The organism is Bacteroides sp. AM54-2NS (assembly GCF_003602935.1).
Taxonomy (GTDB): Bacteria; Bacteroidota; Bacteroidia; order Bacteroidales; family Bacteroidaceae; genus Bacteroides; species Bacteroides xylanisolvens.
In genome coordinates, this window is record NZ_QTMZ01000019.1 from 18294 (window position 1) to 35767 (window position 17474).

Genomic DNA, 17474 nt, shown 5'->3' on the forward strand with positions numbered 1-17474 from the left:
GTGAGTATGCTATCTATCACCCAATTATTCTCATCATTACCCTCCAAAGAAATGCAAAACAGTTCCCAATATTCAACCGGAAACTATTAACAAAAGTATAAAGCGTAAGACAAACACTCAATAAATGTTATAAAACATCTCTTTTTATTTGGATTATTTGCAGATTTAGCAGAAGTCCGTATCTTTGCAATGTGTTTTTCATAGTATTAGATTTAAGGTTAACAAAGGTTGGAGCAAGGCGTTGCTCCTTTTTTTATACCCCTACCTCTCATATCATACGAATCATGCAAAAAGAACAAGAGGTATATTCCCACGGAATGAGATATACCTCTATACTTACTTTCCATCAAACAATTACATTAGTCTGTCTTTCAAAACCTGCGGAAGTTCGGGCATTGCACCGCTTTGCGTGCAGACATAAGCAGAAACTTCAACAGCAAGTTTGTGAGCTTCGGGAACCGGTTTTCCATTCAAAATGGAAGCACAGAAAGCAGCCGTAAAGGAATCACCTGCCCCCACCGTATCGGCAACCGGAACTCTCGGTGTCTCCTGGAAAGAGACAACACCCGGGGTAAACACATAACTGCCATTAATTCCGCAAGTCAGAATCAGCATCTTCAGGTTGTATTTTGCCAACAGAATCCAACATTTATCCTGTAAGTCGATGCCGGGATAGCCAAACATACGGCTGATGGTCACCAGTTCTTCGTCGTTTATCTTCAGAATGTTGCAACGGCGGAAAGATTCGCGCAATACCTCTTTGGTGTAGAAGTCCTGGCGGAGATTAATATCAAAGATTTTCAGTTGTCCGTCTATATCGGGCATCGTATCCAGAAAACGGTTGATAGTGGCACGGCTCACTTCATTACGTTGAGCCAGGGAACCGAAGCAAACGGCACGCGTACTCAATGCCAAACGTTTCAGTTCATCCGTAAAAGGTATGTTATCCCATGCCACGCCTTCTTTGATTTCGTAACAAGGTACACCCTCGTTATCCAGTGTCACCTGTACCGTACCGGTAGGATAATCCACTTGTTCAATCTGCGTTTTCAGTTTCTTTTCGTTGAATACGTTCAGAATCTCGTCTCCCAACTCATCTTTGCCCACGGCACTCACCACGCGACTGTCAAAACCAAACTGTGATACATGATAGGCAAAGTTTGCCGGAGCACCACCTATTTTCTTTCCTTCGGGCAACACATCCCAAAGTGCCTCGCCCATTCCTACGATTATATTATTCATGATCTACGGATTTTATTGTTTCCAAAGTTATAAAATTATTTTTTAATACGGAACGTATAGAACAAGAGATAAAGCACGCCCACTGTCATTACGGCTACTGCCCCACTCTGTCCCATGGCATCGGATGCTACTCCCATAGCCAACGGAAATACCGTGCCGCCGAACAGTCCCATAATCATCAGACCGGAAACTTCATTTTTCTTACCCGGCAGGTAAAGCAATGCCTGCGAGAAGACTACGGAGAACACATTGGAATTGCCGAAACCAATCAGACCGATACATACATAAATCATTGTCTTGTCATGGAATATAAACAAGCCTGCCATCGCTATCAGCATCATCAAAACGCTAATGCCGAAGAAAGACTTCGGTGACATCTTACGTAAAATGAAAGAACCGAGGAAGCAGCCTGCCGTACGGAAAATAAAATAAAGGCTTGTCGCAAAAGCCGCGTCGTCGAGTCCCATGCCGAGACGTTCCATCAAAATCTTGGGGGCAGTGGTATTTGTTCCCACATCAATTCCTACGTGGCACATGATGCCGATGAAAGAAAGCAGGATAAACGGTTTGCCAAGCAAAGCGAGACATTGTCCGAAAGTAGACGGTTTGCCTTCTTCTTTTTCCTCTTTAATCTGTGTGACATTGAGCAATAGGATAGCAATGACGGCTACAATCATGTAAATCGGGAACAGGATGCGCCAGCCCAAATCAAAAGTCGGGATGGCTTGTGTCGCTCCCCACATGGCAATATAAGGAGCAAGGAAAGAGGCAATGGCTTTCACAAACTGGCCGAAAGTCAGGCTACTTGCCAAACGGTCGCCACGTACGATGTTAGAAAGCAACGGATTCAGGGAAGTCTGCATCAACGCGTTTCCGATGCCCAGAAGGGAGAAAGAAATCAGCATCAGCATATAGCTGTCTCCGAAAACCGGCAATAACAAAGAAGCAAAAGTCACAAGCAAACTAAGCAATACGGTTTTCTTCTGACCGATACGGCTCATCAACATACCTGTGGGTACGGAGAAGATGAGGAACCAGAAGAATACCAGTGAAGGGAAGATATTCGCCTGCGAGTCCGACAGACCGAGGTCTGCCTTTACATAATTGGAGGCAATGCCTACCAGGTCAACAAATCCCATGGCAAAGAAGCAAAGCATCACCGGGATTAGTTTGGAAAGGGAAGAGTTTTTACTGTTTTCCATTGTTTTTTTTATCTAAATATGTTATCATCATTTGTTTATATCATAAATTTAGGCACGGATTACGCGGATTACACGGCTTCTCGAATGATGGCTGTCAGATAGCAACCCTGTAATCCGCGTAATCCGTGCCTAATAATATAAAATTATATTTTGCATGAGTACTTATTCTATTTATATCATGCAGTTATATGATTCAATTTGCAATCTGCTGTTAGTCGTGTGGGTACTTACCGTTAGTTATCTGTTCGTCGCCTATATGAATCACGCTCTCCTTATTGCATCAATACCTCAAGCCTACGGTATTTTTATCTTAAACCTACGGTATAGTAACCTTGAAGCTACGGTATTACTAACTTCCCACGGCCGTGGTAGGAATTCGTCATGGCTGTGGGAAGATCTTTCCACGGCCATGGTAGGAACTCGTCACGGCTGTGACGAATCAGTAATACCGTAGGTTTAACACAAGTATATCCCTACTATCCACCTACTATCCCTTAAGGAAAGACGTATTCATCCATAGGGAAACATACAAAGAGCGCATAGGGCGAACAAGAGATATTTATGGCTTCAACTTATGGACCACAAACGAATCTACTTTATAAGCTCCTCCTTTACTGTAAAAATCGATATGATTGTAAGGTTCCGAAGGGAATACCTGATTGGTCATCACAAAACGTCCACCATCTCCAAAGGCTTCCACACTGGATTTATCCACAAACAGACGGAGTTTCAATGCCTCTTTGCCGCCTTGTTCCTCGTTTCCACCTTGTTCAATTGCTGTCCAGGTCAACATCGGGAAATTCTCATTGAAGCTGACCTCTCCGCTCTTGCGACGATCCATTGAGAATTTCTTTTCTTTCATGTCATACTGCATATCCACTTCTTCGCCTTTGTCATTGTAGAGACGGAAGCCGATTACGTCTGCATGTTGATTTTCAATCGTCAGTTCTATTTCGTATGCACCGTCATTGCTGGGAATCATTTCTTTAATTGTGCGTGTTCCGTTTACTTTGAACGAGCGTTTCTTGGAAGCATCACGCAAAGCCAGCAGTTCGGGAGAGGGAGCTGATTGGAGGTAAGTCTCACCATCTACGGTAAACAGGCTCAAGTCGCGGGGAACGGAGTTCGGGCTACGGTATTGGGAGGTAGGAACATCGTTGGCGTATTGCCAGTTGCTCATCCATGCGATAGCGATGCGGCGGTTGTCGGGAGCATCACTCCAAGTCACGGTGGCATAATGGTCTTTTCCCCAGTCCATCCATTTGGTTTTGGAGGGTGATTCGTTTACAAACTCTTTTCCGTTGAAGGAGCCTACAAAATATTGAGTAGCACTTCCTCCGAAAGGACCTCCGGGATTCAAATTACAAAGCAGCACCCATTTCTTATCATTGGTACCTTCTACTGGAAGTTCAAACAAATCGGGACATTCCCAAACACCACCATGTGCACCTTGCCCTTCACCGAAACGACTTTCAAAGGTCCAATCTTTCAGATTAGGAGAAGAGAATATCTGCATCTCCTGCCCTACTGCTAATACCATGATCCAGCGTTTGGTGCTTTCATACCAAAATACTTTCGGGTCGCGGAAGTCACGCGCTTCGGACGTCAGTACCGGATTATTCTCATATTTGGTGAAAGTACGTCCGTTGTCAGTACTGTAAGCAATGCTTTGTACTTGTCGGTCACTGTTTTGTGTATAGATGGCGATAATGGCACCTGCACCAAAACCAGCTGTATTATCAAAATCGACAACTGCCGAGCCACTGAAAATTGTCCCCAATGCATCGGGAGCAATAGCTACAGGAAGATGTTTCCAGTTTACAAGATCTTGGCTGATAGCATGTCCCCAACTCATATTTCCCCATTTGGAACCATAAGGATTGTATTGATAGAAAAGGTGGTATTCACCGTCTTTATATACCATTCCATTAGGATCATTCATCCACCCATAAAGAGGTGAGAAATGATAAGTAGGACGGAACTTTTCACGGTTGCCCGTATCGAACGTGTCGGACAATTTCATTTCCTTGCAACAAACAGCAGAAAGTTTCCCCCGTATAGGATCATTCGAGCCTAATTTAAATTTCAACAGTATGTTTTTACCAGCATAAGCCGAAAGATCCAGCGGAACAAAATAGTCCACTCTGTTCACTGCCAGACGAACATCCGCAACATTCACCTCTTTATTATTAACGATCATGCTGACACGTACATCAGGCATTACCTCCTCTACAGGTAAAAGCAAATAACGTTGATTTGTATTTATCTGTACCAGGCAATGTCCTTCACCCAAATCTTTTATTAATAAGGAAGAAGTATCGGCCGAAGCATCCAAAAATGAGAAAATCATCATAACCAGAATAGTCAAAAAGGTCTGTACTTGTTTAAACGAGAATAATACATTCATGTCAGATGGTATTAGAGTTAATTATTAATATTCAATGTCTTCTATTTGTCACCATGCAAAGATAGGTGCAACGGATAGTTACACCTATCACTTTTGTTTCAAAAGATAAAAAAAATGTTACCGATCTATTTCTTAGCGCTTAGATAATGTAATATATTCTTCGTCATGAGCACAATATTATCTTGATAAACGTTTATATTACTATTCTGATTCCATTCGTAAGCAGCCAGACCGAGAGCTATACATGTACCTTGATATTCCGCTGTCGGAGCAAACTCTACCATTCCGGCACAACAATAATCCGTTACGTGTCCCCAAGTCGCCAAAACGGTAGCTTTATTTTCTTCTTCAAACGCTTTCACCACATTTCCTGCATTGGGATAAAGAGCGGGGAAGCCATAAGAATTCAAGTCCCACATACAGTTATGGTCTTCACGCCGTCCAGGCCCGATCAACGGGAATGTTTCATGGGGGAATTGGGAAGAAGTAACCATACCAGCAAAAACCGGATGAGCCCGATGATCATACTCCATTCCGATATTGGCATTAATTGTCCAAATGTCTGCCCCATCTCCTCCTTCACCATCTGCAAATATTCCTGGTAGCCGTTCGGTACGTCCAAATGGTACAACCAATTGAGTCGCATGATTGCTTAAGAACAGATTTCCGCCATTCTTATAATAAGTAGCCAACGCGGCAATTGCATCAGCAGACAAAGGTAATTTATCCCATCCTGCTCCAATGCCGACACGGTCTATATGTACCCAAATAACATCATAAGCAGAAAGGTCCTCATCAGTCAATGTAGCGGAAGTAATGACTTTACCATTTACAAATTGCTTCTTGAACCACGCATAGGAAGCTTTTTCATCATCATCTTCTATCTCTTCGGGAGTATCATACGTTATCACGTAAGCTGCATTTGTCAAATCCTGCGCTTCGGAAGGTTTCACCTTTATATTTTCTTCCGTCACTCCACAATCTATCACTTCGGACGACTCGCTGATATAAAATACCTGATTGCTGCTCGTATTCTCTATCGTGAAACTTGCGAAACGATTATTTTCACCTTCCGCAGCATTTACAGTCACAGGGTTTTCTATATTGTCACTCCAAGACACCTGAATGGTGTTCGATGTGAAATGATTATATTCGCCTTTCACATGAATCACGCCATAGTCTGCTTCTTTGCCATTGAGTTGATTTTCGCTTCTGTTTACAGTGAACAAGTTATCGCTTATCAGATTGTTTTGTCCGCTTATATCAAAGAAAGTCATTTTGTTTCCTGTAAATTCATTATCCGAGATATTCACCCGGTTACAACCTATAAAATTAGCACAGCGATCATCATTTGCCGTTAGTTTGTTGTGAGAAAATATCAGATTACTTTCTCCGGAAATACGTGCCGTTACACCGCCCTGTGTTGAGCCGAATACAGAATTGGTTACCATATTCTGTATGCCACCATTCATATCAATGCCATTCACTACATCGGTTGCATCTATCCGAGCTAATGTTATGGCGTCACACCCTTGGAGTTTAATGCCCTGGTACATATTTTCCATTTTAATATTGAAGAAGTGCAGGCGGTCATTATCATGTTCTACATAAATTCCGGTTCCCTGATGGTCCCCCTTCCCCACAAGCGTAAGTCCGTTTACCTCCACACCGCTAATGCGGTTTTTGCGTCCGTCTATATCGGCAACAGGGGCAACGTGTAACGCATATTCGGCATTTCCAAGCACCAGACGACTTTCCCGCGTATCGGCAGCAGCAGTAACCGCTTCATCGTTCACACCTTTCAATGTTACGAAATTACGCGTAAGTTGAATGGGACTATCCAAACGAAAAGTACCTTCGGGAATAAGTATCGTTCCTCCCTCGGGCGGAAGATCGGCTATAATAGCATTTATAAGATCAGCACAATCAGTGGACCCATCGGTTGGAAGTCCGAATTGGGTTATGTCTATAATCTTCTGACCGTTACATTCATCACAGAGAGTATAGGTATCGTCATTGCTGCAAGATGTGCCCAACATCAGGAGCATTCCGCTTATTAAGAATTTATTTATCTTCATGGTGTTACTATATTAATAATGGTGTATGTTGAGGAGGTTATTCTACTATGCTCACCTTATCAGATGATACACAATTAGAAACTTCAGTTCCTGAGTTCACCAGGAATACCCGATAACTCTCCAAATTATCTATAAAGCAGTTTTTGAACACATTTCCTGTTCCTTGAGTAGCATTTACGGCCACAGCATCAGTATAAGCCCATTCACATGACAAACTGTTGGATACAAACATATTGTTGTTACCCTTTACATTGATTATGCCAAAGTCATCACCATGGTCGAGCATCTGATTTTGAAGAGCTCCGGTAAGCCAAAAAATATTCTTATTTACCCGATTATCATTACCACTCAACACGAGAATACCATTGTAGTAGCTTTTAAAATTATTACCTTCAACAATACAGTTATTACAACCATCAAGCACTAAATTTTCACGCCCGTCAGGATAGACCTGATTATTAACAAACGAAAGTTTGTTCACTCCCTGCGCCTTACAGGTTATGCCAGTGGGCTGAGCACCCAGTTGGCAATTCTTGATATTAATATTCTCGCCACCAATCAGCACCATACTATTGGGAAGCTCACATACCCAGCAATTGATTATCTGCATGTTTTTCGCTTGTTCTATCTTGACGCCTGTATGCAAATTTATACCAATAATATTAGAAAGCATTCCATCATCACTCGTACCGGCAAAGTGTATGCCGATGTTCTTAGCTTCCGTACCACCGGACACCATCAGGTTCATAATCTTTACACCCTTCACGCCTGTCTCTACTTTTATAGCAGCTTCGGCATTACGCGCCACCAATTTACTTCCGCCACCAGGGCCCAACAACTCATTTATTCCATTCACATCAATATTGCTACGCATACCGGGATTCAACCCTTTGAATGTCACATTGTGCTTATTAATCACAATGGGAGCGTCGAGCACAAAATCACCTTCAGGAATAACCACTACTCCCCCTTCGGAAGGCAAGGAAGCAATAGCACTATTAATGGCTTTCGAACAATCCGTCTTTCCATCGCCAACAGCTCCGAATGTGGTAACATCGCCTTCGATTTCAGTATGAGTGCCATAACACAACAGATTATCATCACTATCGCAAGCCGTGAACAAACACAGACAGAAAGTGCTAAGCAAATATCTTTTTATTTTCATCATATTTATATTTAAGGAATTTATACTAGTTAAACTTACCATATCCGGGATTCTGCACATAATTGCCTTCAGAGAAGTTATATTGTGCATTGGGAATAGGCAAATATTCATCTCTACCACGAACAAAGCGAGCACCACGATAATAAACGCGCTTATTCTGCTCCACACTAATGTAACTGTTCATGGTTTCCGCAGCAATCCCCCAACGTACCAAGTCGAAGAAACGGTCACCTTCCATAGCAAACTCCATACGGCGTTCCCAACGTAATGCCTTGCGGGCAAAGTCCTGACTCCAGCCCTCAGCAGGATATTCGCCTATCAGATAATTAGCTGCATCCTGTTCGGAATGTTTAAAGTCTTTTACATAAGGACTATTTTTGGCACGCAGACGAATACGGTTAATAATTTTGCGAGCCTCTTCCAGTCCGGTAGCTTCGCCAATCTCTATCAAGGCTTCAGCCTTCCATAACAATACATCAGCATAGCGGATTATCTGCCAGTTGAGATGAGAAGCTCCCCAAGGCCAACCTTGGAACATATCTTCACTTTCAGGCGAGATGTAGAAGCGCTTTGTACAATTAAAGCCATATTCACCGCTGTTACGTATCCAGTTTGCTTTACAAGGCTCAACGGTATATGTTTTCCAAGTGATACCAGGACGACCGGTAACGAAATCCAAACGAGGATCCACAGTTGCATCAATGTTGGTGAGCTCACTTCCTTCGTATATTCCATAGTCATCGGCGTTGAAAGTATCAAACAAAGGCAATCCATAGTTATCTGTCTTATAGGCATTGATCAAGTTCTGACTGGGTAAGAAAAATCCGTCACCACCATAAGGACCTTTAGGAGCATTCAACAGATTACTCCAGTTTATATTCCCGGCACCATCGGTTTCATCATCCATCGAATATTGTACGGCAAACACAGACTCTACCCCATTTTCATATTCCAATTGATCAAGTTTCTGAAAATCGTTCAAAAGAGTATATGCCTTTCCTTGCGCACCTACTTTGTCGCAAAGAGTCACCACTTCAGCTAACAATTGTTTATCAATAGCAACCACTTGGTTATTATCATCTTGTCGGTAAGCCTGATAAAGTCTAGCTTTGGCAGCATAAGCATAAGCAATGTTCTTAGTGACACGCCCTACTTGAGATTGAGTATCAGGCAAATCGTTAGCAGCATCAAGAAATTCTTGTGCTATTTTACCCAGAAGTTCTTCACGGGTAAACTGATTGTTGGGAATGTACTTATAGTCATCATTTTCCACATTCTCATCAAAATAAGGTACTTGCTTGAAAAGGCGAACCAGTTCAAAGAAGAAGTGTGCACGAATCACTTTCATTTCGGCTTTACGACTTTTAATCATCGGCAAAGCGTTCTCATCAAGCGTATTCATTACCCGCAATGCGCTGTTACAACGTTGCAAGCAACAATAAAGTTGAAACCATTTTTCGTCGGCATTGCCCCATGTAGCATCTATTTTAAAGGTTTCAAGCAGCGTACAAAAGTCTCCATCATTTACACCGCCACCACCTTTGTAGGCATTATCCGAACGTACTTCACCATACGTCCAATTGGTCATCGGCACCCAGTGCATATCACGATTAGGACCTTTCAATCCTGCATAAGCTGAAGTAACCAAAAGCTCTACACCATCGGCCGATGATAACAAATCGTCATTGAGTGTACCCTGAGGTTTAATATCTAGAAAACGACTCTCATCGCAACTTGCCAATAGTGCCATCACACCTACTGCAAAGATATATTTCAATTTCATAATGTTCTGTATTTAGGATAAAAATTAAAAACCAAGTGATAGACCGAATGTATAGGTACGAGGTTGGGGATATGGATAGCCCAATCCTTCCGGGTCGGCACCAGTATAATTAGTCAGCGTAAAAACGTTCTGTGCTTGCAGATACAAACGCAAATTGGAAAGATGCGCTTTCTTAATCCACTTATCCGGGAAAGTATAACCCACAGTTAGAGTTTTCAACTTCACATAAGAACCATCTTCAATAAAGAAAGTGGAACTGCGTGTTTCTACATTATTATCAACCACAGTCAATGCAGGGATATCACAATTATAAACTCCGGTTTGCTCATAAGCATTCCAAGCATGCATTGCATCCATCAAACGTACAGAGTGATTACCTGTCCAACCTTGAAAAAGGTCGGTATAAAACTTGGAATTGTTCCATGCATCGCGAATCATACCATTGAAGAATACAGAAAGGTCAAATCCTTTGTAAGATGCACCGATGTTCAAACCACCAATAAATCTAGGTTGGTCACTCCCTTGCCAATCCATATCAGCAGTATTGATAATGTTATCACCGTTAAGGTCTTTGTAGCGAATACGCCCTACGCCGGGAGCACCAATCTGTACATCATATTTGCTTAGGTATTCATATACCTCCTGTTTTGTTTTGAATACACCATCAGCTTTATAGGACATCCATGATCCGTAAGGTTGACCTACAATAGTTTTGTCCACACCATTACCACCTCCCCAAGTATATTTGATTACATCCGGAAGTTCGGTAATTTCATTTTTATAATAGGAAAGGTTGAACGAAATATCATACTTGAAATCCTTTATTTCATCTCGCCAAGTAAAGGTTGCTTCCACACCGCTATTATCCATACTGGCAGCATTGTACCATTTATATCCACCTTCACCGATCACTCCTATATAAGGTTTCTGGATTAACATACCAGTAGTCTTTTTTTGAAAATAATCCAGTGTCAGTCCCAAACGGTTGTCAAAGAAAGCAGCATCAATACCAAAGTTCAGTTGTTTGGTCTCTTCCCATTTCAGGTCGTTGTTACCCGAACGGTCTTTCTGTACTCCGGGCAATACCGTTGTACCATCCCCATTGAAATTGTATGAGCCATTGGACATGTTAGTGTAATAGAGGTTGTAAGTAGCATTGTTATCAATCTGATCATTACCATTTATCCCCCACGATGCACGCAATTTAAGATCTGAAAGCCAGTTTTGCGTACATTCCATAAATTTTTCACGCGATACTCTCCAACCGGCAGATACTGAAGGAAAGATAGCAGAATTATTCCCTTTACCGAAACGTGAAGAAGCATCACGACGCACTGTTCCTGATATAAGGTATTTATCATCAAACGCATAGTTCACCTTACCAAAGTAAGAGACCATAGCATAGGTAGAAGCATTGTTACTCACACTTTTTCCTTCAGTTACAGTGTCTAAGTAACGATAATCGAGATCTTCTATCACCAATCCGCGACCATATCCCTGTAAATGTTCACCATTCTCTTTCTTAGCTTCAGTTCCTATCACTGCACTGATATTGTTCTTCCCAAGGTCTATGCTATAATTGGCAGTGTTCGACCATACCCATTGCACGCTATTATCTTGTCGTACGGTCAGTTCATTTACATCTACCTTACGATCGGCTTCACTCCATTTGGGGACGAAAGTTGAGTTGAAACCGGTAGTATAGTTCAAACCAAATTGACTCTTCAACACTAGATTTTTAATGGGTTCCACTTCCAAATAAACATTGCCAAAGATACGCCAACTTTTGTGACGATTATTGGCTTCATTGTCTGTCAAGCGAATGGCATTCGGCTTATCCCCCAATATATCCACATAGCCACCGGCATACCCTCCATTTTCATCATACACAGGAATGGCCGGATGCTGGGCAATAACCAATTCTTCTATACCGGCAGGATTAAGATGCTCCAACCAGTGATTCACCGAAATACTTTCACCCACACGCACTTTACCATCTACAAAGCGAAAATTAGAGGCTAAACGCGAATTAAAACGTTCGTAGTCTGTATTACGGCAAAGACCATCCTGATTCATATAATTTAAGGTAAGAGCCACATTCCCATCCTTAAACCCTTTAGAAAGAGAAAGATTATAATTTTGCATTAAAGCCGTACCAAATATTTCCTTTGCCCAATCAGTGTTGCCCGACTTTATTTTCACTCCATTCTGGTCAAAATAATATTCTTGCAGTTGGGCCTTTTCTCCATTTCCATATACTACACTATTGGGATTGGTTCCAAAAGTATTTTTATAAGCCTGCCAATACACATCACCCCATTGGTAAGCGTCAAGCATATCAATACCACCAGTAAAAGTCTGGGCAGTGAGCGACATATCAAAACTTACTTTTACATCGCCTTCCTTAGCACGTTTTGTGGTGATAATAATGACACCATTGGCAGCTTGCGCACCATAAATGGCAGCCGAAGCTGCATCTTTCAACACCTGAATGGATTCAACATCATTGGATGAGATAATAGAAGCCACATTATCATGTGTCTGAACACCGTCTATTACATAAAGAGGAGAAGAATTGTTGATGGTAGTAATACCACGTAACTTAGTATCTGTGTTACCACCTCCGGGTTTACCATCAGTTGTTACGTTCATACCGGCTACACGTCCCTGCAAACCTGACATCACATTACCAGTAGGTATGTCAGCCACCTCTTTCATCTTCACTACAGCTACCGAACCTGTCAGACTGGCTTTCTTTTCAGCCATATAACCTGTCACAACCACTTCGTCAATCATCTTAGCATCCTCTTCCATCACTATCTTCAATGAAGGTTTAGCGGCAATAATTACTTCTTTATATCCTATATAAGAAATTGCCAATAATGCATTCGTTGGTACACTAAGAGTAAAGTTACCATCCAAATCTGTGATAGTTCCAGTTGATTTAGAATCATTTTGCACTACGGAAGCACCAATAATTGGTTGACCATCAGTCTTTGAAGTAACGTTTCCTTTCACTGTTATGTTTTGCCCCCAAAGGACTGACATGAAAGTAAACAGGAAACAAACGCTACAAAGAAGTTTTTTGTTCTTCATAATACTAAGCATTAGTTTGATGTTATTAAATTAAAAGTACGAATTTTACTAAATCGATGATGCAAATTACGGTTGATTTATATCAAACGACTGAAAAAAATGTTTCAAAGGCTATAACATTTGTTGCATAGAACGCTATTTTATAGGGTTTTATACATTATTCTTCGAAATAGAAGAATTATAGAATATCTATTCTCCAGTAAGTATGGAAAATATTACCTTTGCAGGTGATAAGAACTTAAAAAATGGAGTTAACTACTGGTTGTAGTCAACTGAAAAAATCAACGATATGAAAACAATCTCCAACAAACAACTCACGATTCAAGTATCTCCTCACGGAGCTGAACTCTGCAGCATCGTCGCCAATGGAAAAGAATATCTGTGGCAAGCCGATCCTGCTTTTTGGAAGCGACACTCTCCTGTCCTATTCCCGATTGTAGGGAGCGTATGGGAAAATGAGTATCGGAATGAAGGGATTCCTTATACGCTTACTCAACATGGTTTTGCCCGTGACATGGAATTTACTCTTATTTCTGAAAAAGAGGATGAAGTACGTTACCGCCTTGTCAGCAATGAAGAAACTTTGCATAAATACCCTTTTTCATTCTGTCTGGAAATAGGCTATCGCATCCAGGGAAAGAAAATTGAGGTTATGTGGGAAGTAAAGAATAGCGGTGAAAAGGATATGTATTTTCAGATTGGGGCACATCCAGCTTTCTATTGGCCGGAGTTCGATGCAAGCAATTCTGAAAGAGGGTTCTTCGGATTTGACAAGGAAAACGGTTTGAAATATATTCTCATTTCAGAAAAGGGATGCGCTGATCCTTCCACAGAATATTCTTTAGAGTTGACAGACGGATTATTACCACTGGACACGCATACTTTTGATAAAGATGCTTTGATACTGGAAAATGAACAGGTCCGTAAAGTTACCTTATATAATAAAGAGAAACAGGCTTATCTTAGTTTACATTTTAACGCTCCGGTAGTCGGTCTTTGGTCTCCACCTGCAAAGAATGCTCCTTTCGTCTGCATCGAACCTTGGTACGGACGTTGCGACCGCGCACATTATACTGGTGAATATAAAGATAAGGACTGGATGCAGCACTTACAACCAGAAGAGATATTCCAAGGAGGATATACAATTGAAATTGATGAATAATTGATGAATAAAAGTAGCTGCCGGATTTCACATCTGACAGCTACCAAACACCTAATTCTAATCTACAAAACCTAACTTATAAATCTAACCTATGAATCTTTAAAAAGCAATCAATACTTGTTGCTTTCACTGAATCTATGCAAACATCTATTGTGTAACTTCTATTTCTATTATAAACCCAACCGATACACATTGAATGAATCTACTTGAAATGAACCTCCTTTGCTATAAAAACACATACGGTTGTATGGTTCCGATGGAAAGATAAGATTAGTCATTGCTACCTTTCCTCCATTCAGGAATATTTCTACAGAACATTTATCAACAAAGACATCCAACGTATATTTATTCTCTTTCTTTATCGGTGCCCAGGTAGCTAATGCGAAATCATCTATATAATTGATGGAAGTCGTCTTTCTGCGGTCGTGAACCTCTATTTCATGAGATACACTCTTCTTTCCGAAATCCACGATACCACTTTTCGTCCGGTCCATAACCAATCTCTTTTCCGGAAGATTGAAGTAGATATCCACCTTTTCCCCTTTATCATTAAAGAGGCTGAATCCCATTATCTCCGCTTCTCCGGCGGTAATTTCCAATGCCAGTTCATAAGCACCGTCATTATCAGCCAATAAAGAATCAATATGATAATCATTGGCAACCGTAAATGCCGGAATCTCTTTCTTTTCTTTTCGCAGAGTCTTTATCTCCGGTACCGGAGCTGCTGAAAGATAAATTTCATTGTCTTGTGTATAAAGACTTAACTCACGCGGCAAAGCGTTAGCACTACGGAATTGCTTTGTCGGAACAATATTACAATATTGCCAGTTACTCATCCAAGGAACAGCAATCGTCCGTTCTCCAGTGTTTGAGAAACAAACGGTAGCATAGTGATCTTTACCCCAATCCAACCATTTCGTGACATTCGGCTGACTGTCACAACTGAATTTTTTTCCATCAAAGTCTCCTGTAAAGTATTGAGTGGCACTTCCTCCGAAATAACATCCCGGATTGACGTTCACTATCAATGCCCATTTCTTACGGTTCAGATCTCCATCTACCGGAAGTTCCACCATGTCCGGACATTCAAATTGACAAGGTTGCACTCCGTATCCTTCTCCGAAGCTGCTCATATAGTTCCAGTCCTTCAGATTCTTAGAGTCATAGAAACGCATTTCCTTATCGGCGGAGACAATCATCACCCATTTATCTTCCGGTTCATACCGAAACACTTTCGGATCACGAAAATCTTTCAAACCATCAGCAGGGCACAAGATGGGGTTCTTCTCGTATTTAGTAAATGTCCGTCCGTTATCCTTGCTAAAAGCAAGACATTGGATCTGCCCGTTTTTGTCACTGGCAGAAGTATAAAAAGCCAGGATACTCCCTGCTCCGTAACCCGCTATATTCTCCTGATCGACAATAGAGCTGCCGGAAAAGATATGTCCCAATGTATCACGGGCAATAGCTGGGGCCAAATGTTCCCAATGTACAAGGTCCTTACTGACAGAATGTCCCCAATGCATATTTCCCCATTTAGAGCCGTAAGGATTATATTGAAAATACAAATGATATTCTCCATCTTTATACACCAATCCGTTGGCATCATTCATCCAGCCATAGAGAGGAGTATGATGGAAAACAGGACGGAACTTTTCTGTATTGGTAGTATCAAATGTATCAGATAACTTGATTTCTTTCCAGCAAAGTGCATCCTTTGATTTATTACGAATACGCACGGTGACAGTCTTCACTCCGGCAGGCAAAGCAAAGGGAACAAAATAATCCACTTGATTCTGTGCCAAACGAATATCCATATCGGTATCGGCAGCTTCTCCTGTATTGAGGAGAACCTGACTTTCCGCTGCTTCCTCTTCTATAGGAAGCAATATATAATTAGTCGGATTGGTAATGTGGATGACAGTCAGGCTATCCCCTTTCTGTTCCAAAGTCAACTTGCTTTTAGTTGTGTGGCAATAAGTCAGTCCATAAGAGACTGCTAACGCAAGTATTGCACCTTTACATAGTTTCATCCAAGGGTTTGTTTTCATGGCAACAAAGTATTCCTAGTTTATACAAGCTTTTAATCTAAAATAGACGAAGGCAAAGATAGGGGGTATCTTCGCCTTCGTCTATAACTTTGTTTCAAAGGGTATCAAATTTGATACAAATCCTAAGAATTTTCTTTTTATCATCCAAGAATAAAGACCTGCAACCTCTTTGTTTTCCTGAATTTATTTTTCTACTTTTGAAGCCAATCTTTATTCTTCTACTTATGCCAGCAAATAGAAATGCCTTAATTCGTTATAAAACAATTGATAACTGTCTGCGTAATCCTTATCGACGCTGGACGTTGGAAGATTTGGTAGATGCTTGCTCGGATGCTCTTTATGAATACGAAGGCATCGATAAAGGCATAAGCAAACGTACGGTACAAATGGATATACAGATGATGCGCAGCGAGAAGCTGGGTTATAACGCTCCGATTGTGGTGTACGAAAATAAATACTATAAATACGAAGATCCGGAATACAGCATTACACAAACTCCGCTGAACGAACAAGACCTGAAAACGATGTCGGAAGCCGTGGAAGTGTTGAGGCAGTTTAAAGGTTTCTCCTATTTCACGGAAATGAGCGATATTATCAACCGCTTGGAAGATCACGTTGCTTCTGCCCGGATGAAAACCACTCCTGTCATTGACTTTGAAAAGAATGAATCGTTGAAAGGACTGGATTATCTGGATACGATCTATCACGCGATTGTAAACGAGCATCCGATACAGCTCAAATATCGTTCGTTCAAGGCACGTTCGGCCAACAGCTTTATTTTTTATCCTTATCTATTAAAAGAATATCGCAACCGGTGGTTCGTTTATGGTGTCAGAGGAAACGGACGGATCTTGCAAAATTTAGCTTTGGACAGAATACAATCATTGGAAGTTCTGCCACAAGAACATTACATAAAAAATACGTTCTTCGATCCGAACACGTTCTTCGATGATCTGGTAGGAGTCACTAAAAACTCCGGAAGCGTAGCGGAGAAAATCGGTTTCAAGGTAGCCGCTGCCGAAGCACCTTACATCATAACCAAGCCTATACACCGCAGCCAGCAAGTGGTGGAAAGATTGGCTGACGGAAGTGTCATACTGGAAATTGAAGTCGTCATCAACCATGAGTTAGAACGAGTATTCTTCGGATATGCCGAGGGAATACAAGTTCTTTATCCGAAGACTCTGGTAGAATTGATGGGTAGGAAACTAAAAAAGGCTGCTGAACAATATACCCATTCAAAATGAAAAGGGAACACGCCCAATTATCCTATCTGACATTCAAGAAA

General features: G+C 41.4%; 10 protein-coding genes. 2 read left to right on the plus strand and 8 right to left on the minus strand.

Features of this window, described 5'->3' with window-relative positions:
- Window positions 1–354: 354 nt before the first annotated feature.
- The 7 genes from DXA05_RS13260 to DXA05_RS13295 all read right to left on the minus strand — a co-directional run bounded on the left by DXA05_RS13260 (window position 355) and on the right by DXA05_RS13295 (window position 12985).
- Window positions 355–1242: a carbohydrate kinase gene (locus DXA05_RS13260; RefSeq protein ID WP_008025948.1), complete on the minus strand. Its 888-nt coding sequence runs from the start codon at window positions 1240–1242 to the stop codon at window positions 355–357.
- Between the two features lie 35 nt (window positions 1243–1277).
- Window positions 1278–2444, minus strand: coding sequence for an MFS transporter (locus DXA05_RS13265; RefSeq protein WP_128859248.1), 1167 nt, complete (start codon window positions 2442–2444; stop codon window positions 1278–1280).
- 559 nt (window positions 2445–3003) lie between these two features.
- Window positions 3004–4851 (minus strand): GH32 C-terminal domain-containing protein, encoded by a 1848-nt coding sequence (locus DXA05_RS13275; RefSeq protein WP_117683573.1) that lies wholly within the window; start codon window positions 4849–4851, stop codon window positions 3004–3006.
- A gap of 125 nt (window positions 4852–4976) precedes the next feature.
- The gene (locus DXA05_RS13280; RefSeq protein WP_015531541.1) at window positions 4977–6929 is read right to left on the minus strand and encodes a DUF4960 domain-containing protein; all 1953 of its coding nucleotides are present in this window, start codon (window positions 6927–6929) and stop codon (window positions 4977–4979) included.
- A 37-nt stretch (window positions 6930–6966) separates the two neighbouring features.
- Complete coding sequence (locus DXA05_RS13285; RefSeq protein WP_015531542.1) at window positions 6967–8097, minus strand: glycosyl hydrolase family 28-related protein; 1131 nt, start codon at window positions 8095–8097, stop codon at window positions 6967–6969.
- A gap of 22 nt (window positions 8098–8119) precedes the next feature.
- Window positions 8120–9877: a RagB/SusD family nutrient uptake outer membrane protein gene (locus DXA05_RS13290; protein ID WP_117683572.1), complete on the minus strand. Its 1758-nt coding sequence runs from the start codon at window positions 9875–9877 to the stop codon at window positions 8120–8122.
- 24 nt (window positions 9878–9901) lie between these two features.
- Window positions 9902–12985 (minus strand): TonB-dependent receptor, encoded by a 3084-nt coding sequence (locus DXA05_RS13295; protein ID WP_117683571.1) that lies wholly within the window; start codon window positions 12983–12985, stop codon window positions 9902–9904.
- 277 nt (window positions 12986–13262) lie between these two features.
- Here DXA05_RS13295 and DXA05_RS13300 point away from each other — a divergent pair, with 277 nt between their 5' ends.
- Window positions 13263–14135, plus strand: a complete 873-nt coding sequence (locus tag DXA05_RS13300) for an aldose 1-epimerase family protein (protein ID WP_009039311.1) — start codon at window positions 13263–13265, stop codon at window positions 14133–14135.
- Window positions 14136–14305: 170 nt separating this feature from the next.
- Here the strand turns inward: DXA05_RS13300 and DXA05_RS13305 are convergent, their stop codons facing one another.
- Window positions 14306–16186 carry a DUF4980 domain-containing protein gene (locus DXA05_RS13305; RefSeq protein ID WP_128859250.1) on the minus strand — a complete coding sequence of 627 codons (1881 nt, stop codon included), beginning with the start codon at window positions 16184–16186 and terminating at the stop codon, window positions 14306–14308.
- 224 nt (window positions 16187–16410) lie between these two features.
- Here DXA05_RS13305 and DXA05_RS13310 point away from each other — a divergent pair, with 224 nt between their 5' ends.
- Complete coding sequence (locus DXA05_RS13310; protein ID WP_008644805.1) at window positions 16411–17433, plus strand: WYL domain-containing protein; 1023 nt, start codon at window positions 16411–16413, stop codon at window positions 17431–17433.
- Window positions 17434–17474: the final 41 nt, after the last annotated feature.